This window comes from Salinisphaera orenii subsp. orenii MK-B5 (genome assembly GCF_003788635.1).
Classification (GTDB): Bacteria; Pseudomonadota; Gammaproteobacteria; order Nevskiales; family Salinisphaeraceae; genus Salinisphaera; species Salinisphaera orenii.
Window position 1 is genome coordinate 154342 of sequence record NZ_AYKH01000034.1, and the last position, 19924, is coordinate 174265.

Sequence of the window (19924 nt, forward strand, 5' to 3'; positions counted from 1 at the left end):
AGCCGGCTGCAGCGCGCCGCGGCCGGACCGCTGCGCGCCGCCAGCCGGCGGCTCGTGGCCGGGCGGCCATCGTCAGCCGATCTTTTCTTCCAGTTCCGGGATGATCTTGAACAGATCGCCCACGAGGCCGATGTCGGCGACCTCGAAGATGGGCGCCTCCTCGTCCTTGTTGATGGCCACGATGGTCTGGGCGTCCTTGATCCCGGCCAGATGCTGGATCGCGCCGGAGATGCCGAAGCACATGTAGAGTTCCGGCGAGATGATCTTGCCGGTCTGGCCGACCTGCATGTCGTTGGGCACGTAGCCGGCGTCGACGGCCGCGCGGGACGCGCCCACGGCAGCGCCGATCTTGTCGGCCAGGTCGTAGATGACCTTGAAGTTCTCCTCGCTGCCGACGCCGCGGCCGCCCGAGATGACCTTGGGTGCGGTCTGCAGGTCCGGCCGGTCGCTGGAGGCCTGCTCCAGATTCACGAAGCGGGTGTGGCCCGGCAGCTCCGCGTCCAGCGACAGCGTCTCGATCTCGGCGCTGTTGCCGCCCGGCGCGGCCGGATAGGAGGCACAGCGCACCGAGGCGACCAGCACCTGATCCGTCGGGGCGGCGACCGTGATCACGGCGTTGCCGGCATAGATCGGCCGGTCGAACTCGTGCGCCGAATGCACGCTCATGATGTCGGTGACCATGGCCACGCCGAGCTTGGCGGCCACGCGCGGCATCAGGTCCTTGCCGAAGGTCGTGTTCGGCCCGAGCACGTGGCTGTACTCGCCCTGCTGGGCGGCGGCCACGATCTGCGGCGTCAGCAGGGCGGCCATCGGATGCGCGTTGGCGGCGTTGTCGGCCTGCAGCACCCGCGACACGCCCTCGATCTGCGCGGCCTCGGCGGCCACGCTCGCGCCGTCTTCGGCGAGTACCAGCACGTCGATGCCGGTGGGCGACATCTGCTGCGCGCAGGCCACCGCGCGGGCGGTGGACTCGTTGAGCGAACCGTCCAGATGGTCGGCGATGATCAGAATCTTGTTGCTCATACCAGGCCCTTTTCCTTGAGTTTGGCGACCAGCTCGTCGACGGACTCGACCCGTACGCCCGCCTCGCGCGTGGGCGGCGGGGTGGTCTTGAGCGTCTCCAGCCGGGCGGCGGCTTCCACGCCGAGATCATCCAGGCTCATGTCCTCGATGGGCTTCTTCTTCGCCTTCATGATGTCCGGCAGCTTGAGATAGCGCGGCTCGTTCAGGCGCAGATCGGCGGTGATCACGGCCGGCAGGTCGACCTCGATCGTCTCCAGGCCGGCGTCGATCTCGCGCGTGACCTTGGCGGTCTCGCCGGACAGCTCGATCTCGGAGGCGAACGTCGCCTGCGGCCATTCCAGCAGCGCCGAGGTCATCTGGCCGGTCTGGTTGGAGTCGTCGTCGATCGCCTGCTTGCCCATCATGAAGACCTTGGGCTCTTCCTTCTGAGCGATGGCCTCGAACACCCGTGCGGCGGTCAGCGGCTGGACCGGCTCGTCGGTCTTGATGTGGATGGCGCGATCGCAGCCGAAGGCCAGCGCGCTGCGCAGCTGTTCCTTGGCCGCGTCCGGGCCAATGGTCACCGCGACCACTTCCTCGGCGGTGCCGGCTTCCTTCCAGCGCATCGCCTGTTCGACGGCGATCTCGTCGAAGGGGTTCATGCTGTGCTTGACGCCGTTCTCGACCACGCCCGAGCCGTCGGGCTTGATCTGGATGCGCACGTTGTAATCGATCGCGCGCTTGACGCTCACCAGTACTTTCATGTGTCGTCCTTTTTGTCGCTGTTTCTCAAAGACATCCGATCGCGGCTACATCGCCGAATACTTGGGCCCGCCGCCGCCTTCCGGCGGCACCCAGGTGATGTTCTGTGCCGGATCCTTGATGTCGCAGGTCTTGCAGTGCACGCAGTTCGCGAAGTTGATCTGGAAGCGCGGGTTGCCGTCGCCGTCCTCGACCACCTCGTAGACGCCGGCCGGGCAGTAGCGCTGCGCAGGCTCGGCGTATCTGGGCAGATTGTGCTCGATCGGGATCGACGGGTCGGTCAGCTTCAGATGGCAGGGCTGATCCTCTTCGTGGCCCGTGTTGGACAGATGCACGGACGACAGGATGTCGAACGACAGCTTGCCGTCGGGTTTGGGATATTCGATTTCCTGGCACTCGTCGGCCGGTCTGGTGGCCGCGTGGTCCGGCGTGGTGTCGTGCATGTTCCAGGGCGCTTTGCCCTTGAACCAGTTCTGCTCGATGTAGTTGAGCGCGCCGCCCTTGAAGGTGCCGAACTTGTGCAGCGAGGCGCCGAAGTTGCGGCTGGCGTAAAGCTCCTCGTAGGCCCAGCTGTTTTTGAAAGCGTCCGTGTAGCCGGTCAGTTCGTCGCCGCCTTCGCCGCCACCGGCCAGCGCCTCGGCCGCGGCCTCGGCGGCGAGCATGCCCGACTTCATGGCGGTGTGGTTGCCCTTGATCTTGGCGAAGTTGAGCGTGCCGGCGTCGCAGCCGATGAGTGCGGCCCCCGGCAGCGTCATCTTCGGCAGCGAGTTCAGCCCGCCCTTGGTGATCGCGCGCGAGCCGTAGGACACCCGCTTGCCACCCTCGAGATACTTGGCGATCTCGGTGTGGTGCTTGAAGCGCTGGAATTCCTTGAACGGCGACAGATAGGGGTTTTCGTAGTTCAGGTCCACGATCAGCCCCACGGCGACCATGTTGTCCTCCAGGTGATAGAGGAAGGAGCCGCCGCTGCCGGACGTATTCAGCGGCCAGCCGGCGCCGTGGATCACCAGGCCGGGCTCGTGCCTGTCGGGGTCGATCTCCCAGATCTCCTTGAGGCCGATCCCGTAGTGCTGCGGGTCGACGTCGGCATCGAGGCCGAATTCGCGGATCAGACGCTTGCCGATATGGCCGCGGCAGCCCTCGCCGAACAGCGTGTACTTGGCGCGCAGCTCCATGCCGGGCACATGCCCGTCCTTGGGCTCGCCGTTCTTGTCCACGCCCATTTCGCCGGTGACGATGCCCTTGACCACGCCGTCCTCGACGATCGCGTCCTGGGCGGCGAAGCCGGGATAGATCTCGACGCCGAGTTCTTCGGCCTGTTCGGCCAGCCAGCGGCCGAGCTGGCCCAGCGAGATGATGTAGTTGCCGTCGTTGTGCATCGGCGCCGGCACGAACGCATTGGGCATCTTCTTCGACTTGGTCTCGCCGGTGAAGAAATACACTTCATCGCGCGTGACCGGTACGTTCAGCGGCGCGCCTTTTTCTTTCCAGTCGGGGAAGAGCTCGTCGAGTGCGCGCGGCTCGAACACCGCGCCGGACAGCAGATGGGCGCCGACCTCCGAGCCCTTTTCGACGATGCAGACCTCGAGATCGGGACTTTTCTGCTTCAGTCGGCAGGCTGCGGACAGCCCGGCCGGTCCCGCGCCGACGATCAGCACGTCGTACTCCATCACGTCACGTTCGATTTCTTCAGTCATGCGTTCTCGCTATTGGCTGCCGCGCGGTCTCGCGACGGGCGCCCCGGCTTCCGGCCGCCGGAGCCGCCGCGGACGAGACGCGAGAGGTTGCGCAATGATGGCAGCGATGGGCTCAAAACTCCATTTGCGACAGGACCCGTATCGACGACCGGGCCGTTTGTGATGCGGGCGCGCATCGGTCGGCTAGAACTTCATGCCGGGCATGTTCAGCGACGCCGTGTTGCCGCCGTCCACGGCGATCGCCTGGCCGGTCATGAAGCTGGCGTCGTCGCTGGCCAGGAAGGTGATGACGGCGGCGATCTCCTCCGGCCGTCCGTAGCGCCGCAGCTCGCAGCGCGAGCCCAGCTTGTGGGTCTTGTCATGGGCTTCGGCGTAGTCGAAGACCGGCTGGGTCATGCCGGTCTTGACCAGGCCGGGGCAGACCGCGTTGACGCGGATGCCGTGCTCGCCCAGATCGCATGCCGTGGTCTGGGTCAGGCTGATGATGCCGGCCTTGGAGGCGCTGTAGGCGTTGCCGCCGGCGCCGGATCGCAGGCCCGCCACCGAGGCGGTGTTCACGATCGCCCCCGCTTCGCGCGTGCGCATGTGGCGGGCGGCGGCACGGGTGCAGTGCAGCGTGCCGAACAGGTTGACGTCGACCACCTGGCGCCAGGTGTCGGTCTCGTTGGCGTCGACCGCGGAATAGTCGCGGCCGGAGATACCGGCGTTGTTGCAGAGCACGTCGATGCCGCCGTGGCGCTCGGCGATGTCGTCGATCAGGGCGGTCGCGGCGGTCTCGTCACAGACGTCCAGCACGCGGGTCTCGACGTCGCCCGCATCGAGCGCATCGCCGATCCGTTCCAGGGCCTCGGCGTCGCGGTCGACCGCGATCACCCGGGCGCCTTCGGCGGCGAACCGCTGCACACAGGCACGGCCGATGCCGCTGGCGGCACCGGTGATCAGCACAACGCGTTGATCGAATCGTTTCATGGTGGGAACAGCGCGCTTGGACGGACTCACGGATTCTACTCCTGCGAATCGAGGCGTCAAATTAAATGAAACTGTGTTTCGCTTGGTGTAATTCCGTTGGCGGCCAGACCCGAACGGTCAGGTTGACGCCGTTCAGACGGCGAGGCGGCACCTTCAGGCTCGATAAGTATACTGTATACATAAATAGGGCGCTGTCCAGCCCGCGCGCCCACTTGTCATCCTTCGGTCCTGCGATGCAGTCGGCGCAAAGTCGGCTGCCGGGGTCAACGCCCGCGGCGATCCCCGTACGCCATCGGATGCTTTCGAGACAGCGACTGACGCTGGCCGACTGTCTCCGGTCGGCCCGACGGTGCTGATCTAACGACGATAACGCGCCTGAAACGCTCTTTTGCAAGATGCAGCGACTGTTGTCGGTGTGAGTGTCTTGTGCGAGAGACACCGATTCGGGAAGTGAAATGCGGTTTCAAAATACAGTTGACGCCCGTGGGGTGGCGTGGCAGCTTTGATCGAAACAAGCATAACCAGCGATGGCGGCCCGGGCACTGCGACCCGATAAAACAACAGCCCGCCCATCGTCGATATGAGGAGGAGAGTCGCGATGGCGGAGCGTCACGTGTCCGCTTGGCCGGCGGGATTGCCACGGCATCTCAGTCTGCCGAGAACGAGCCTGTACACCAATCTCGAGATATCGGCGCGCCGGTATCCTGATCAGCCGGCCATCGTTTACTACGGTCGCGTTCTGACCTACGCCGAACTGCATGACGAGGTCGAGGCGCTGGCGGGGCATCTCCGGCATCTCGGCGTGGTCCGCGGCGATCGCGTGCTGCTGTTCATGCAGAACGCACCGCAGTTCGTGATCGGCTACTACGCCATCCTGCGCGCGGACGCGGTGGTCGTGCCGGTCAACCCCATGAACCGCACGGCCGAGCTCGGCCATTATCTGGCCGACACGCAGGCCGCGGTCTGTCTCTGTGGCCAGGAGCTGTTCGATGCGATCGAGCCGCTGCTGGGCACCGAGGCCCTGACCGACGTCATCGTGACGGCCTATCGCGACTACATCGACCCGCGCACCGACCTGGACCTGCCGGCCGAAGTCGCCGCGCCGCGCCGCGCCCTGGAGCGCGCCGGTGTGACCGACTGGCAAGAGGCGATCGCGGCCGGACACGCGCCCGGAACACACACCGCCGGGCCCCAGGATCTGGCCGTGCTGCCCTACAGTTCGGGCACCACCGGGGCGCCCAAGGGCTGCATGCACACGCACGCCTCGGTGATGGCGACCTGCGTGCACGGGGCCCACTGGATGCACAGCACCACGGAGTCGGTCACCCTCGCCACGCTGCCGTATTTTCATGTCACGGGCATGCAGGGCGCGATGAACTCGCCGATCTACGGCGGCTCCACCATCGTTCTGATGACGCGTTGGGATCGACGCACCGCGGCCCGCCTGATCGAGCGCCATCGCGTGACCAACTGGACCAACATCGTGACCATGGCCATCGATCTCCTCTCCGACCCCGAGATCGATCGCTACGACCTGTCCAGCCTGAACAACATCAGCGGCGGCGGGGCGGCGATGCCCGAGGCCGTCTCCGACAAGCTCATGGCGCTCACCGGGCTTCGCTACATGGAGGGCTACGGTCTGTCCGAGACGATGGCGGCCACACACATCAACCCGCCGGATGCGCCCAAGAAGCAGTGTCTGGGCATTCCCGTGTTCGATGTGGACTCGCGCATCATCGACGTGGATACCGGCGCGGAGCTGGGGGTCGGCGAGGTTGGCGAGATCGTCAGCCGCGGCCCGCAGCTGTTCTCCGGCTACTGGAATCGGCCGGACGAGACCGAGGCCGCCTTCATCGAACTCGACGGTGCCCGTTTCTTCCGCACCGGCGATCTGGGCTATGTCGATGCGGAGGGTTATTTCTTCATCGTCGACCGCGTCAAGCGGATGATCAACGCCTCCGGCTACAAGGTGTGGCCGGCCGAGGTCGAGGCGCTGATGTACGGCCATCCGGCCATCCGTGAGGCCTGCGTGATCTGCACTCCGGACCCGCGGCGCGGCGAGACCGTCAAGGCCTGCGTGGTGCTGGCCGAGGGCGCCGACCCGGTCACGCCCGAACAGATCATCGCCTGGTGCCAGCAGACCATGGCTGCCTACAAGGTGCCGCGGGCGGTGGAGTTCCGGGACGCCCTGCCGCGTTCGGCCACGGGCAAGGTGATGTGGCGGGCGCTCCAGGAAGCTGAATACGACAACAGCGGTGCTGGCGCTCCGGCCTAGAGGCATGCGGCCGCGCTCGTCGCGGCCACGATAACGATGCGAGGCGCCGGCGGGCGCCATCGTCGTGAACCGGAGGAGAATCGAGCTTGGAACTGTTCATACAGCAAATCCTCAACGGCCTGACGCTGGGCAGCATCTACGGCCTGGTGGCCCTGGGGCTGACTTTGGTGTACGGCATTCTGCACGTGCCCAACTTCGCCCACGGCGCGCTGTATATGGTGGGCGCGTACGTGTGCTACTTCGCCATGGTCGAGCTCGGCCTGAACTACTGGGTCGCCATGGTGGCCGCGGCCGCGGTGGTGGCGCTGCTGTCGGTCCTCTGCGAGCGGCTGGTGTTTCATCCGCTGCGTCACGCGCCGCCGATTCACGACAAGATCGCGGCCATCGGCATCCTGCTGTTTCTCGAGGCGGTGGTGCAGATGCACTGGGGGGCGGACTTCCGCCGTATACCCACGCCTTATAACGAGATCCTGCGCCTGGGCGAGCTCACGCTGCCGGTCCAGCGCCTGCTGATCATCGGCGGCGCGTTCGCGCTCATGGGCGCGCTGCATCTGTATCTGAAAAAGACGATGACCGGCCTGACCATCATCGCCATGGCGCAGAATCGCGAGGGCGCCTTCCTGGTCGGGATCGACGCCAACCGGGTGGCGATGATGACCTTCGCGATCGCCGGCGCGCTGGCCGCGATCGCCGCGAGTCTGTTCGCTCCGATCAACCTCGTCTATCCGGCGATGGGGCATCTGGTACTGCTCAAGGCCTTCGTGATCATCATTCTCGGCGGCATGGGCAGTATTCCGGGCGCGATCATCGGCGGTCTGATCATCGGCTTCGCCGAAGCGCTCGGCGGTTTCTACATCTCGAGCACCTACAAGGACGTGATCGCCTTCGTGCTGCTGGTGGTGATCCTGTCGATCAAGCCCACCGGCCTGTTCACCAAGGGGGTCCGCTGATGAACCGCGCCATCGATTTCTTCCTGAGTTCGACCATGCGCTGGCTGCTGCTGGCCCTGGCCATTGTGTTCCCGCTGGTGGTCACGAGCGAGTATCTCGTCTACGTGATGGCGCTGGCCTTTGTCTGGGCCATCGCGGTCTACGGGATGAACATCATCACCGGCTACTGCGGGCAGCTGAATCTGGCCCACGGCGGCTTCTTCGCCATCGGCGCCTATGCAGTCGCGATCCTGACCGTCGACCACGGTTGGCCCTTCTGGCCGGCGTTTGCGATGGCGGGCGTGTTCGGTGCGGTGTTTGGTCTTCTGGTGGGCGTGGTGTCACTGCGGCTCAAGGAGCACTATTTCGCCATCTTTACGTTGTCCGTCGGCTACATCATCTATCTGTTGATCGACAAGTGGGAGGAACTCACCCACGGCTCGCTTGGCATCATCAGCATCTCGCCGCCGGAGGGCTTCGGCCTGGTCGACTTCACCCAGACTGTGCCGTTCTACTATCTGGTGCTGGCCTTTCTTGCGTTCGCGATATGGATCACGCGACGGATTTCAGAGTCACTGCTCGGGCGAACCTTCCGCGCGATCCGCATCAGCGACGATCTGGCCCAGTCGCTGGGCATCAACCTGATGCGCAACAAGGTGCTGGCGTTCGTCATCTCCACCGTGTACGCGGCCTTCGCCGGCGGGCTCTATGCCGGCGTGGTGCGCTTCATCGGTCCGGAGCAGGCGAACTTCATCCACACCTTCGACATGATCGCCTACCTGCTGGTCGGCGGCTTCGGCACCCTCATGGGACCGCTCGCGGGTACGCTCATCGTGACCTGGCTCACCCAGGCGGTGCAGGGGCTCGAGGAGTATCGGATGATCGTGTTCGGGCCGCTGCTGGTGCTGCTGGTCATCTTCTTTCCAAAGGGGATTGTGGGCACTTTCCTGAGCTGGCGTGGACGCCGCCTGGCACGCCAGGCCCCGCGCGGCGACCGCGCTTCTCGTACGGGTGGGTCGGAGCCGACCGCCGATCAATCGCAGGGAGCGCGCAACAATGCTTGATATCCGCAACCTCACCAAGCGCTTCGGCGGTCTCGCCGCGGTCAACGACGTGAGCGTCGAGTTCCCCGCAAATCAGATCAACGCCATCATCGGTCCCAACGGCGCCGGCAAGACGACGTTCTTCAATCTCGTGGCCGGCGCGATGGCGCCGACCGAGGGCGTGATCGAGTACAAGGGCCGGAACCTGGCCGGCGAGGCGCCGGATGCGATCGCCCGTCTCGGGGTCGCGCGCACGTTCCAGACCACGATGCTGTTCGAGGAATCCACGGTCCTCGACAACCTCATCGTGGGCCATCGGCTGCGCACCGGCTCGAACCTCTGGGACGTCATCGTCAATTCCAGGCGCCTGAAGGCGGACGAGAAGCGCTGCCGAGAAAAGGCCGCGGAGACGCTCGAGTTCGTGGGCCTGTCGCATATCGGCCATCGCTATATCGCCGACACCAGTCAGGAGGAGCGCAAGCGCGTCGCCTTCGCGCTGGCGCTGGCCACCGACCCGGAGCTTGTGCTGCTCGACGAGCCGGCCGGCGGCGTCAACCCGGAGGAGACCGACGGGCTCATCAACCTGATCCACAAGATGGTCGAGCACGGCGTCACCGTCTGCCTGATCGAGCACAAGATGGACATGATCATGCGCATCGCCGACAAGATCATCGTGCTCGATCACGGCGAGAAGATATCCGAAGGCACGCCGGACGAGGTCAAGAACGATCCCGTCGTCATCGAAGCCTACCTGGGGAAGGAAGATGCTGAAGCTTGAGGGCGTCGACGCCAAGTACGACAGTTTCAAGGCGCTGGACGGCATTTCGATGTCGGTCGAGCCCGGCGAGCTGGTGGTGCTGCTGGGCGCCAACGGCGCCGGCAAGACCACCCTGTTCAACACCGTCAGCGGCCTGATGAAACCGGCCGCCGGGCGTATCAGCATCGACGGCAAGGACGTGACCGGGCGCAAACCTTCGGCGCTGGTCGCCGCGGGCGTGGTCCAGTGCCCGGAGGGGCGCAAGCTCTTTCCCAGCATGTCCGTGCTCAAGAATCTGCGCCTGGGCGGCTATGTGCATCGGCGCGATCGTGCCGGCATGCACAAGACGCTGGAGCAGGTGCTCGCGATGTTCCCGATTCTCGACGAGAAGAAGGACGAGCCGGCCGGTTCGCTCTCCGGCGGCCAGCAGCAGATGGTGGCGGTCGGGCGTGCGCTCATGGGCCGGCCCAAGCTGCTGATGCTCGACGAGCCGTCGCTCGGTCTGGCGCCGCTGGTGGTCAAGCAGGTCTTCGAGACGGTGCGGCAGATCAACGCCGAAGGCACCACGATCCTGCTGGCCGAACAGAACGCCTACGCCGCGCTCAAGATCGCCAATCGGGCCTACGTGATCGAGAACGGCCGCCTGACCATGCAGGGCGACCGCGAGGAAATGCTCGGCAACGAAGCCGTGCGCAAGGCCTATATCGGCGCTTGATGCCGGCCGGCCGAGCGCGCGTATCGAATCAACCGCTGTACACAACCAACCCTGGATAGAGAGGGGGAGATCAGAGATGACATTCACCAAGACAATTCGTCGCGTGGCGGCGGCCACCGCCCTGGCCATGGGCCTCGCCGGCGGAGCGCATGCCGCCGAAACCGTCAATATCGGCTTCACCGGGCCACTGTCCGGCGGTGCGGCGCTCTACGGCGAGAACACGCTCGAGGGTCTGCGCATGGCCGTGGAGGAGATCAATGCCGACGGCGGCATCGACGTCGACGGCACGCAGTACGAGATCAACATCGAGAGTCTCGACGACATGTATTCGCCCAGCCGTGCCGCGGTCAACGGCAAGCGTCTGGTCCAGCAGTCCAACACGCCGGTGGTCTTCACGCCGCATTCGGGCGGCACCTTCGCGCTGCAGGCCTTCAACGAGCGCGACGGCTTTCTGATCATGTCCTACACCTCGATCCCCTCGGTGACCGAGAAGGGTAATGAGCTCACGGTCAAGATTCCGCCGAACTTCACCGATTACGTCGAACCGTTCACCAAGATCGCGATGGAACGCTTCGGCAAGAAGCTGGGCGTGGCCAACGCCACCCACGACTATGCCAAGTACTGGACCAAGGCCTTCGTGCCGGCGTGGAAAGAGGCCGGTGGTGAGGTCGTGGCCAGCAACCCGATGGACTACAACAAGTCCGCGGACTTCTATACCGGCGTGAGTAAGGTGCTGTCGGCTGACCCGGACGTGCTCTTCGTCGGCGGAGCCTCCGAGCCCACCGGTCTGGTGGTGCGCCAGGCCCGTGAACTCGGCTTCGAGGGCGGCTTCGTGGTCATGGATCAGGCCAAGATCGACGAGGTCGCCAACGTGGCCGGCGGCATGGACGCGGTCGAGGGCGCGGTGGGCGTCACCCCGCTCGCGCATTCGGACAACCCGGGTGCTGCGGACTTCGTCGAGAAGTACAAGCAGGAGCACGACAACGTCGCGACCTCGGAGACCGCCTACAACTACTTCGCCATGCATCTGGTCGCACGGGCGATTGAACAGGCGGGCACCGTCGACGACCCGATCGCGATCCGGAAGGCGATTCCCGAAGCGCTGGCGGACCTTCCGGCCGAGTACAATCCCTACGATGTGCAGGAGATCAGCGACGACGGTGATCTGATCATCGACGCCGAGGTGGCCGAAGTGGTCGACGGCGAGATCGAGCTCCGCCGCATCTCGGATCTCAAGGACGACGACTGAACGCGTCCGTAGCAAGGATCGACGAGGAGCACCTGCGGGTGCTCCTTTTCGTTGAGTGATCGGCGATCGCCGTCCGGCGGCGACCGCCCGCAGCCATGAGTACGCAGCAATGCGCGTGAACCGACAGATCATCCTCGCCCGCCGGCCCACCGGGATGCCCGACGACAGCAACCTGGTGATGCAGGAGGGCGCCGTTCCCGAGCCCGACGAGGGCGAAGTGCGGGTGCGCACCATCTATCTCTCCCTGGACCCCTACATGCGCGGACGCATGAGCGCGGCCAAGTCCTATGCCGCGAGCGTGGCCGAGGGCGCGGTCATGGAAGGGGCGACCGTGGGCCGGGTCGACGTCTCCCGGCATCCGGACTTCGAGGCCGGCGACTACGTGCTCGCACACGGCGGCTGGCAGGACTATTCGGTCCAGCCCGGCAAGGCCCTGCGCCGGCTCGATCCGCAGGTCGCGCCCATCACCACCGCCGTGCACGTGCTCGGCATGACCGGCTTCACCGCCTATGTCGGGCTCGACGAGATCGGCCGGCCCGAATCGGGCGAGACGCTGGTGGTCTCGGCGGCCGCCGGCGCGGTGGGCCAGGTCGTCGGCCAGATCGGCAAGATCCGCGGCGCGCGGGTGGTCGGCGTGGCCGGTGCCGATGACAAGTGCCGGCACGTGGTTGAGGCCTACGGCTTCGACGCCTGTGTGAATTATCGTGACGACGACTTCGAGGCGCAGCTGGCCGCGGCCACGCCCGACGGGATCGATGTCTACTTCGAGAACGTCGGCGGCGCGGTGTTCGATGCCGTCGCGCCGCGGCTCAACGATTTCGCCCGCATGCCCGTCTGCGGCCGCATCGCGCACTACAACGACACCGAGGCCCCGCCCGGGCCGGATCGGCTGCCCGGCTTCATGGGCCAGGTGCTGGTCAAGCGTCTGTTGATCAAGGGTTTCATCCAGTTCGACTATCGCCACCGCCACCGCGATTTCCAGCGCGACATGAGCGCCTGGGTGGCCGAGGGCCGGGTGACCTATCAGGAGGACATCGTCGACGGCCTGGACAATGCGGTCGACGCCTTCCAGGGACTGCTGTCCGGCCGCAACCGCGGCAAGATGCTGATCCGCGTCAGCGACGACCCGACCCGCGGCTGACCGGACCACGCCCGTGAGCGAGGCGTTCGCGGTCGATCGGCTGTTCGCCCGCCACGGGCCGGCCTACCGCTGGTACGCGACCGTCACGGTCATGCTCGGCACCCTGTCCGTGGTGCTGGCCTCGACCATCATCAACGTCGCCGTGCCGGCGATCATGGCCCGTTTCGCCGTCGCCCAGGACCAGGCCCAGTGGCTGGTCACGGCGTTTCTGGCGGCCATGACCGTGGGCATGCTGCTCAACGCCTGGGCGATCGCGCGGCTGGGGTCGCGCCGCGCCTTCACGCTGGCGATGAGCGTCTTCATCGCGGCCTCGCTGGTCGGTGGCCTGAGCCGACATTTCCCCGTCCTCGTGGCCGCGCGCGCGGTTCAGGGGCTGACCGCGGGCATGATTCAGCCGCATGCGCTGATCGTGATCTTTCAGGTGTTTCCGGTGGCGCGCCGCGGCCAGGCGATGGGCATCTACGGCATGGGCGTGATCCTCGGGCCGGCGGTGTCGCCGGCGCTGGGCGGCGTGCTGGTCGATGCCATCTCATGGCGGGCGACCTTCTTCGTGGTGCTGCCGGCCTGCGTGCTCGCCCTGGGCATGGCCCGGCGCTTTCTGCCCGCCCACGGCGGTACCGCCCGCAGCCGGCTCGACTGGCCGGGCGTGGTGCTGCTGGCGGCGGGCATGGTGGCCACGCTCTGGATGCTGGCCGCGCTTCAGCGTCGCGGACCGGGCGACGCGCTGGTGCTGGCCGGCATGGTGGGCGGGCCGCTGCTGCTGGTCGCGTTCGTCCTGCGTCAGCGCCGGGCCGCGGAGCCGCTGTTCGATCTGGCGCTGTTCCGGGCGCCGGGCTTCGGGGCCGGTTTCGCGTTGTCGATCGTGATGGGGGCGGGCCTGTTCGCGACGACCTATCTCACCCCACTGTATTTTCAGCAGGCCGCCCACATGAGCCCGACGGCGGCCGGTTTCATGCTCTTGCCGGCGGGTATCGCCATGGCGCTGGTGTTTCCGCTGGCCGGTCATCTCAGCGACGGCCGGGCGTCGATCGCGGTGATCGCCACGGGGCTGGGCCTGTTCATCGGCGCGACGGTGCTGCTCGTGGCCAGCAGCGGGACCACGGCCGCGGTCTGGCTGATCGCCTGGGCCGCGCTGGCCCGGGTGGGCATCGGCGCGATGATGCCGCCGGTGACGACCGCGAGCCTGCGCCTGCTGGAGGGGGCCGCGATGGACCGCGGCTCCGGCATCATCAATTTCGGACGCCAGTTCGGCGGCGCGCTGGGGGTGAACCTGTGTGCGGTGCTGGCCCAGTACGTCAACGACGCGCAGCTGCATGCGGGTACAGCGGTCAGCCGCGCCGCCGCCCACGAGGCCGGCTTCGACGCCGCGTTCTGGGCCCTGGCCGGCCTGTTCGCACTCGCGTTCTGGCCGCTGGCCCATATGCGCCGTTCGCGCCGGCGCGACGCCGGCTGAGTGCGGCGCGACGGCGTCTGGCCGTCGCGCCCGCCGGATCGCTAGAAGACCTCGAACAGGCCGGCGGCGCCGATGCCACCGCCCACGCACATGGTGACCACCACGTACTTCGCGCCCCGGCGCTTGCCCTCGATCAGGGCATGGCCGGTCATGCGGGCGCCCGACATGCCGTAGGGATGGCCGATGGCGATCGAGCCGCCGTCGACGTTGTACAGGTCCGGATCGATGCCGAGGAAATCGCGGCAGTACAGGCACTGGCTGGCGAACGCTTCGTTGAGCTCCCAGAGGCCGATGTCGTCGACCTTGAGACCGTAGCGCTCGAGCAGCTTGGGCACGGCGTAGATCGGGCCGATGCCCATCTCGTCCGGGTCGCAGCCGGCCACGGCCATGCCGACATAGGCGCCCAGCGGCTCGAGGCCGCGGCGTTCGGCCTCGGCGGCCTCCATGAGCACGCTGGCCGACGCGCCGTCGGACAGCTGCGAAGCGTTGCCGGCGGTGATGAAGCGGCCCTCGGCGACCTCCATGCCGTCCTTGAACACCGGCTTGAGCTGCTGCAGGCCCTCCAGCGTCGTGCTCGGGCGATTGCCTTCGTCCTTGTCGAGGGTGACCTCCTCGTCATGGACCTCGCCGGTCTCCTTGTCCATGACCTTCTTGACCGTGGTCAGGGGCACGATCTCGTCGTCGAAGCGGCCGGCCTCCTGCGCTGCGGCGGTACGCATCTGCGACTGATAGGCGTACTCGTCCTGGGCCTCGCGCGACACGTTGTAGCGGTCCGCCACGACCTCGGCGGTCTCCAGCATCGACATGTAGATGTCCGGACGGTGGTCGACCAGCCACGGGTCGCGGGCCCGGTGCCGGTTGTAGTGCTCGTTCTGGACCAGGGAGATCGACTCCAGGCCGCCGCCGACGATGACGTCCATGCGGTCGTTGACGATCTGCTTGGCGGCGGTGGCGATGCCCATCAGGCCGGAAGCGCACTGGCGGTCGATGGTCATCCCCGGCACGGACGTCGGCAGGCCGGCGCGCAGCGCGCACTGGCGGGCGACGTTCTGGCCGGTGGCGCCCTGCTGCAGGGCGGCGCCCATGATCACGTCGTCGATGTTCTCGCCCTCCAGCTTCGCGCGCTTGAGCGCGTGCTCGATGGCGTGGCCGCCGAGAGCCTGGGCCTGGGTGTCGTTGAACGCGCCGCGATAGGCCTTGCCGATCGGGGTGCGGGCGGTGGAAACGATAACGGCTTGTCGCATGGGACTCCTCATTGATGCATCGGAAGCGGCGGCACGAACGCGGTGTCGATGCCGCCGGTGGGCGGGTTCGGGTGGTCTCGGGGCCGCAGCCGGCTGGCACCGCGACGGCCCGCGGCCGGGTCTCGGTCATCGTGCCACGCGCCGGCGCGCAATCGGGCGCGCAACGATCGGCGCCGGGCGTATCGTGGCCGGTCGCGAGCCGGGCCGATCGGTCGGAGGCGGCGCAATTCAGTATCCGCGGGCGCGGGCGAAGGCATCGGTGCAGTAGCGATCGCCGCCGAGCGTGTGGCCGGCGGCGCGCGCCCGTTTCATGAACAGGCCGATGTCGAACTCGTCGGTCATGCCCATGCCACCGTGCATCTGCACGCCCTCGGCCGCTGCCACGCGGGCCACGGCGGCGGCCTTGGCCTTGGCGGCCGGGACCATCGCGTCGGCGCCCGGCTCGTCGCGGTCGCAGGCCTCGAGCGCTCGGAACGCAAGCGCCTCGGCCATCTCGATCTCCACGCTCAGATGAGCGGCGCGGTGCTGCAGGGCCTGAAAGCTGCCGATGGCGCGCCCGAACTGGCGGCGTTCGTGCAGATAGCCGAGCGTCCGTGCGAACACCTCGCGGGCGATACCGACCAGTTCGGCGGCGAGCACCGCGCGGCCGGCGCGCAGGCTGGCGTCGAGAGCGGGCCGCCCCGCGCCGAGCGGCTGCGCCGGCGTGCGGTCCAGCGTGATGCGGGCGCAGCTGCGGCTGTCGAGCAGCGGCGTCGACTCGATCGTCAGTCCCGCCGCGCCGGCCTCGACCGCGAACAGGCACGGCCCGTCGCCGTCGCCGTCGCCGTCGTCGGCGGACACGAGCAGCAGATCGGCCTCGGCGGCGTCGCTGACCAGCGTCTTCTCGCCCTGTAGATGCCAGCCGCCGTCGCCGCCGGCCACGGCCCGGGTGGCGGGATCATGCGGGCGGTGATGGCGGCCCTCGTCGCAGGCCAGGGTGGCGATCGCGCGGGCGTCGGCGAGGGCGGGTAGCCAGCGCGCCCGGAGGGCGTCGTCGTCGGCCGCGCCCAGCGCGGTGGCCGCGAGTACGGCGCTGGAGACATAGGGCGTCATCGCCAGCCGGCGGCCGGCCTCGCGGGCCACGAGCCCGGCCCCGACCAGGCCGAAGTCCATGCCGCCGTGGGCCTCGGGCACGAGAATGCCGGTCAGGCCGGCCTCGCCCATGGCCTGCCACAGCGTCTGGTCGTAGCCGCTGTCGATGCGGCCGTCGCGGATCGCGCGGACGGTGTCCGGGTCGGCCTTGTCGGTGAACAGGCGCGCGGCCAGATCCGCGAGCATGCTTTGGTCGTCGTTGAGCAGCATGGTGGGTGTCTCCAGGGCCCGGTCAGTTGTCGTGTGGCCGCGGCGGGGCGGGGCTCGCGGCACCGGTGCGGCGGGGCGTGGGCGATCGACGCGCCGGTCGGCGTCGTCGTGCCTGCCTGCCGGGCCGACTCACGGCGGGTCGCTCGCGCGGTGTCGATGGCATCGCGAGTTGTCCTAGCCGCGCGGCAGTTCGAGCACGTGGGCGGCCACGATGTCGAGCATGATCTCCGAAGTGCCGCCCTCGATCGAGTTGCCCTTCGAACGCAGCCACTCGCGGGCGTACTGGCCGCCGTGGGTGCGTTCGCCTTCCCACTCGAGCGCTTCCGCGCCCATGACGTCCATCATCAGGTCGTAGCGGCGCTTGTTCAGTTCGGTGCCGTAGTACTTCAGCATTGCCGAGCGCGCGCCGACGCCCTGGCCGGCCTCGGCCCGGGCGCGCACGTCGTCGACCAGGGCGCGAAAGGCCATGGCGTCGATCTCCAGGCCGGCGATGTCGTGGCGCAGCGATGGCTCGTCGATGCGGCCCTCGGCGTCGGCGCCGATCGCGGCCAGTGCCATCGCGCCGAGATCGCGCCCCTTGAGCAGCCCCGGCGGTTCGCCGCCGATGTTCTCGCGCTCGTGGGTGAGCAGATACTTGGCTATCGTCCAGCCCTGGTTGAGCTCGCCGACCAGATTCTCCTGCGGGACCGAGACATCGTCGAAGAACGTCTCGCAGAAGGGCGACTCGCCGGAGATCAGCTGGATCGGGCGGGTGGATACGCCCTCGCTTTCCATATCCAGCAGCAGGAAGGAGATGCCGGCCTGCTTGCGGGCGTCCGGATCGGTGCGCACCAGGCAGAACATGCAGTCGGCGCGGTCGGCGTAGGAGGTCCAGATCTTGCGGCCGTTGACCACGAAATGATCATCATGGGCTTCGGCGCGGGTCTGCAGGCTGGCCAGATCGGAGCCGGCGCCCGGTTCGGAATAGCCCTGGCACCAGCGGATCTCGCCGCGGGCGATCGCGGGCAGGTGGCGCCGCTTCTGGGCTTCGGAACCGAACTTGAGCAGGGCGGGGCCGAGCATCCAGAAGCCGAAGTTGCTGACCGGCGTGCGCGCACCGATGCGGGCCATCTCCTCGCGAAGAACCGCGTGTGCCTCGGGCGAGAGGCCGGCGCCGCCGTATTCGACCGGCCATTCGGGAGCGGTCCAGCCCTTCGCGGCCATGCGCTCCAGCCAGAGGCGCTGGGCCTCGGAGCTAAAGACCCAGCGCCGGCCGCCCCAGACGTGATCGTCGGCCGACCGGACCGGTTCGCGCATGGCATCCGGACAGTTGGCGGCCAGCCAGTCGCGCACGTCCATGCGCCAGGCCTCGAGCTCGGCCATGATCTCCTCCGTCATTTTTGAAATAGTATTTCAAAAAGTATGTTTAATCGCGTCTGCGCGCGTCAAGAAGGTGGCGGTCGCGCACTGGATCCGGTGGTTTCGTGATCGTTGCGGCCCTGCGCCCCGATACGACCGCCAAGCGGCCGGTCCGCGACGCAGGGCGATCAATTTAAGTGTACTGTATACCGAATAGTATGCATTCGGCGTCGCAGGGGCGCATCGGTCATGTCGACTCGTCGGGAAGACGCTAAGCGATGGCCTTGATCATCGACCGCCGCCGTGCAGCGATGATTACGAGCGTCCGATCGAGGGCGTGATCACTTTTGCCGGCTCGACGACCGGAGTGGCGCGGCTGAATACGCATCAAGGAATACGATTCTGCAAAGCAGAATTTAAGTGCAGATAACAACAGAAATAACCAAAACGCCGTTTTGTTTTTCTGACAGTATTAAGACTACAAAATCAGAAACGTGGGCCGTGGCCGCGGCGATGTCCCAGCGCCGGAGCCGACGAACACGATCGACGACCGCTGGCGAGTGGCTCGATTTGTACGTAGTGTTCCGCCAGGCAACAGGCGGCGGCTCGTCGAGTCCGCCACGGCGTAGCCGTTCGGCGGCGCCGAGTGCAGGAGTGGGGTGAATGCAGCGAAGCAATCCGGATGCGGCCCAGGCCGAAGACAACAAGAAGAACCACAACTACGTCACCGCGCTGGCGCGGGGCCTGGAACTGCTGCGCTGTTTCGGCGACGCGGACGAGTATCTGGGCAACGCGGAGCTGGCCAAGCGTACGCACATACCGCGGCCGACGGTTTCGCGCCTCACGGCCACGCTCATGCAGCTGGGCTATCTGGTCTACATGCCGCATATCGAGCGCTATCGCCTGGGCCCGCGGGTGCTCGATCTGGGCTACCGCTATCTGGCCAGCGAGGGCGTCGGCACGATCGCCCGGCCGCTGATGCAGGAGCTCGCGGATGCGACCGACTGCTTCATCGCCATCGGCGTCGCCGAAGGCATCCAGATGACCTACACCCAGACCTGTCAGGGGCCGGGGCCGCTGATCCTGCGCATGAGCACGGGTTCGCGCGTGCCGATCGCGCACACCTCGATCGGCCGGGCCTTTCTCGCTGCCCTGACGCCGGAGCAGCGCGAGCCCTATTACGCGCTGATCCGCGCCGAGGAGCCGGCCGAATGGCCGCGGATCGAGCGCGGTCTGGAGCGCACCTTCGCCGACTACGAGCGCGACGGTTTCTGTATCACCGAGGGCGAATGGAGCCGGGAGGTCAGCGGCGTGGGCGTGCCGCTGGTGCTCGAGAACGGCTATCGCGTGGTCTCGTTCGGCTGCAGCGGCTCCGCCCTGCGCCTGACCCAGCGCGTGATGAGTGAAAACCTCGGCCCGCGGCTGCGCGACATGGTCGGACAGGTTCGACAGCTGGTCGATGGCGCCGACGGCGCCGGTAATCGCGACCTGACGACGCGGGCGTAACCGTTTCCATTTCCACGATCGACACTGCCATGACCGACACCGCCGCCGCTTTCTCCCTGGACCACGCCACCGCGCGCTATGACCGCGGTTTCGCGCTCGAGCTCGGCTTCGAGTTTCTCGAATGGACGCCCGAACGCGCGGTGCTGGGCATGCAGGTGCAGGACAAGCACCTGAACCTGTCCGGCGTGATTCACGGCGGCATTCTCGCTTCGCTGCTCGACATCGCCGGTTCGGCGGCCGGCAGCTACTGCCCCTATCCGGGTCGTATCCGCAAGGTCATCACCCTGTCGATGACCACCACCTACACCGCCCAGGGCGGGCTCGGCTACATCCGGGCGATCGCGCGGCGGCGTGCCGGCGGCCGGCGCATCTTCAACGCGAGCGTCGACATCGTCGCGGCCGACGAGCGGCTGCTGGCGATGGGCGAGGGCACCTTCCGACTGCGCTCGGGCAGCGAGGACAGCCAGGGCGTGCCCGTCGAGGACTGAACGACGCGGTGACGC

The 19924-nt window shown here is 67.1% G+C and carries 17 protein-coding genes; 10 read left to right on the forward strand and 7 right to left on the reverse strand.

What is annotated here, in order from left to right; all coding sequences use genetic code 11:
- Positions 1 to 72: 72 nt before the first annotated feature.
- The 4 genes from SAOR_RS12825 to SAOR_RS12840 form a co-directional block, all read right to left on the reverse strand.
- Entirely contained in the window at positions 73 to 1023 is a 951-nt protein-coding gene (locus SAOR_RS12825) for an electron transfer flavoprotein subunit alpha/FixB family protein (protein WP_123631782.1), read from the reverse strand.
- Entirely contained in the window at positions 1020 to 1766 is a 747-nt protein-coding gene (locus SAOR_RS12830) for an electron transfer flavoprotein subunit beta/FixA family protein (protein ID WP_123631783.1), read from the reverse strand. The genes SAOR_RS12825 and SAOR_RS12830 overlap by 4 nt, the downstream gene beginning before the upstream one ends.
- 45 nt (positions 1767 to 1811) lie before the next feature.
- Positions 1812 to 3449 carry an electron transfer flavoprotein-ubiquinone oxidoreductase gene (locus SAOR_RS12835; RefSeq protein ID WP_342782592.1) on the reverse strand — a complete coding sequence of 546 codons (1638 nt, stop codon included), beginning with the start codon at positions 3447 to 3449 and terminating at the stop codon, positions 1812 to 1814.
- A 195-nt stretch (positions 3450 to 3644) separates the two neighbouring features.
- Entirely contained in the window at positions 3645 to 4430 is a 786-nt protein-coding gene (locus SAOR_RS12840) for an SDR family NAD(P)-dependent oxidoreductase (protein WP_123631785.1), read from the reverse strand.
- Between the two features lie 598 nt (positions 4431 to 5028).
- Between SAOR_RS12840 and SAOR_RS12845 the strand changes: the two genes are divergently transcribed.
- From SAOR_RS12845 to SAOR_RS12880, 8 genes are all read left to right on the forward strand, one after another.
- Positions 5029 to 6705 carry a long-chain fatty acid--CoA ligase gene (locus tag SAOR_RS12845; protein WP_123631786.1) on the forward strand — a complete coding sequence of 559 codons (1677 nt, stop codon included), beginning with the start codon at positions 5029 to 5031 and terminating at the stop codon, positions 6703 to 6705.
- A gap of 86 nt (positions 6706 to 6791) precedes the next feature.
- A complete protein-coding gene (locus tag SAOR_RS12850; RefSeq protein WP_123631787.1) occupies positions 6792 to 7655 on the forward strand; it encodes a branched-chain amino acid ABC transporter permease in 864 nt (287 codons plus the stop codon).
- On the forward strand, positions 7655 to 8698 hold the full coding sequence (locus SAOR_RS12855; RefSeq protein WP_185015678.1) for a branched-chain amino acid ABC transporter permease: 1044 nt from the start codon (positions 7655 to 7657) through the stop codon (positions 8696 to 8698). The genes SAOR_RS12850 and SAOR_RS12855 overlap by 1 nt, the downstream gene beginning before the upstream one ends.
- On the forward strand, positions 8691 to 9455 hold the full coding sequence (locus SAOR_RS12860) for an ABC transporter ATP-binding protein (protein ID WP_123590798.1): 765 nt from the start codon (positions 8691 to 8693) through the stop codon (positions 9453 to 9455). The genes SAOR_RS12855 and SAOR_RS12860 overlap by 8 nt, the downstream gene beginning before the upstream one ends.
- A complete protein-coding gene (locus SAOR_RS12865; RefSeq protein WP_123631788.1) occupies positions 9442 to 10149 on the forward strand; it encodes an ABC transporter ATP-binding protein in 708 nt (235 codons plus the stop codon). The genes SAOR_RS12860 and SAOR_RS12865 overlap by 14 nt, the downstream gene beginning before the upstream one ends.
- A gap of 76 nt (positions 10150 to 10225) precedes the next feature.
- On the forward strand, positions 10226 to 11398 hold the full coding sequence (locus tag SAOR_RS12870; protein WP_123631789.1) for an ABC transporter substrate-binding protein: 1173 nt from the start codon (positions 10226 to 10228) through the stop codon (positions 11396 to 11398).
- A 109-nt stretch (positions 11399 to 11507) separates the two neighbouring features.
- Positions 11508 to 12539 (forward strand): NADP-dependent oxidoreductase, encoded by a 1032-nt coding sequence (locus SAOR_RS12875; RefSeq protein WP_123631790.1) that lies wholly within the window; start codon positions 11508 to 11510, stop codon positions 12537 to 12539.
- Between the two features lie 13 nt (positions 12540 to 12552).
- Positions 12553 to 13992: a DHA2 family efflux MFS transporter permease subunit gene (locus SAOR_RS12880; RefSeq protein ID WP_245965474.1), complete on the forward strand. Its 1440-nt coding sequence runs from the start codon at positions 12553 to 12555 to the stop codon at positions 13990 to 13992.
- Between the two features lie 41 nt (positions 13993 to 14033).
- On the opposite strand, the gene SAOR_RS12885 is transcribed toward SAOR_RS12880, so the two are convergent.
- The 3 genes from SAOR_RS12885 to SAOR_RS12895 all read right to left on the reverse strand — a co-directional run bounded on the left by SAOR_RS12885 (position 14034) and on the right by SAOR_RS12895 (position 17939).
- Positions 14034 to 15236, reverse strand: coding sequence for an acetyl-CoA C-acyltransferase (locus SAOR_RS12885; RefSeq protein ID WP_123631791.1), 1203 nt, complete (start codon positions 15234 to 15236; stop codon positions 14034 to 14036).
- Positions 15237 to 15464: 228 nt separating this feature from the next.
- Complete coding sequence (locus SAOR_RS12890) at positions 15465 to 16577, reverse strand: acyl-CoA dehydrogenase family protein (protein ID WP_123631792.1); 1113 nt, start codon at positions 16575 to 16577, stop codon at positions 15465 to 15467.
- A gap of 174 nt (positions 16578 to 16751) precedes the next feature.
- Positions 16752 to 17939, reverse strand: coding sequence for an acyl-CoA dehydrogenase family protein (locus tag SAOR_RS12895; protein ID WP_123631793.1), 1188 nt, complete (start codon positions 17937 to 17939; stop codon positions 16752 to 16754).
- A gap of 639 nt (positions 17940 to 18578) precedes the next feature.
- On the opposite strand from SAOR_RS12895, the gene SAOR_RS12900 reads away from it, so the two are divergent.
- Together SAOR_RS12900 and SAOR_RS12905 are read left to right on the forward strand one after the other, a co-directional pair.
- Positions 18579 to 19421: an IclR family transcriptional regulator gene (locus SAOR_RS12900; protein ID WP_123631794.1), complete on the forward strand. Its 843-nt coding sequence runs from the start codon at positions 18579 to 18581 to the stop codon at positions 19419 to 19421.
- A gap of 29 nt (positions 19422 to 19450) precedes the next feature.
- A complete protein-coding gene (locus tag SAOR_RS12905; protein ID WP_123631795.1) occupies positions 19451 to 19909 on the forward strand; it encodes a PaaI family thioesterase in 459 nt (152 codons plus the stop codon).
- The last annotated feature ends 15 nt before the right edge of the window (positions 19910 to 19924 follow it).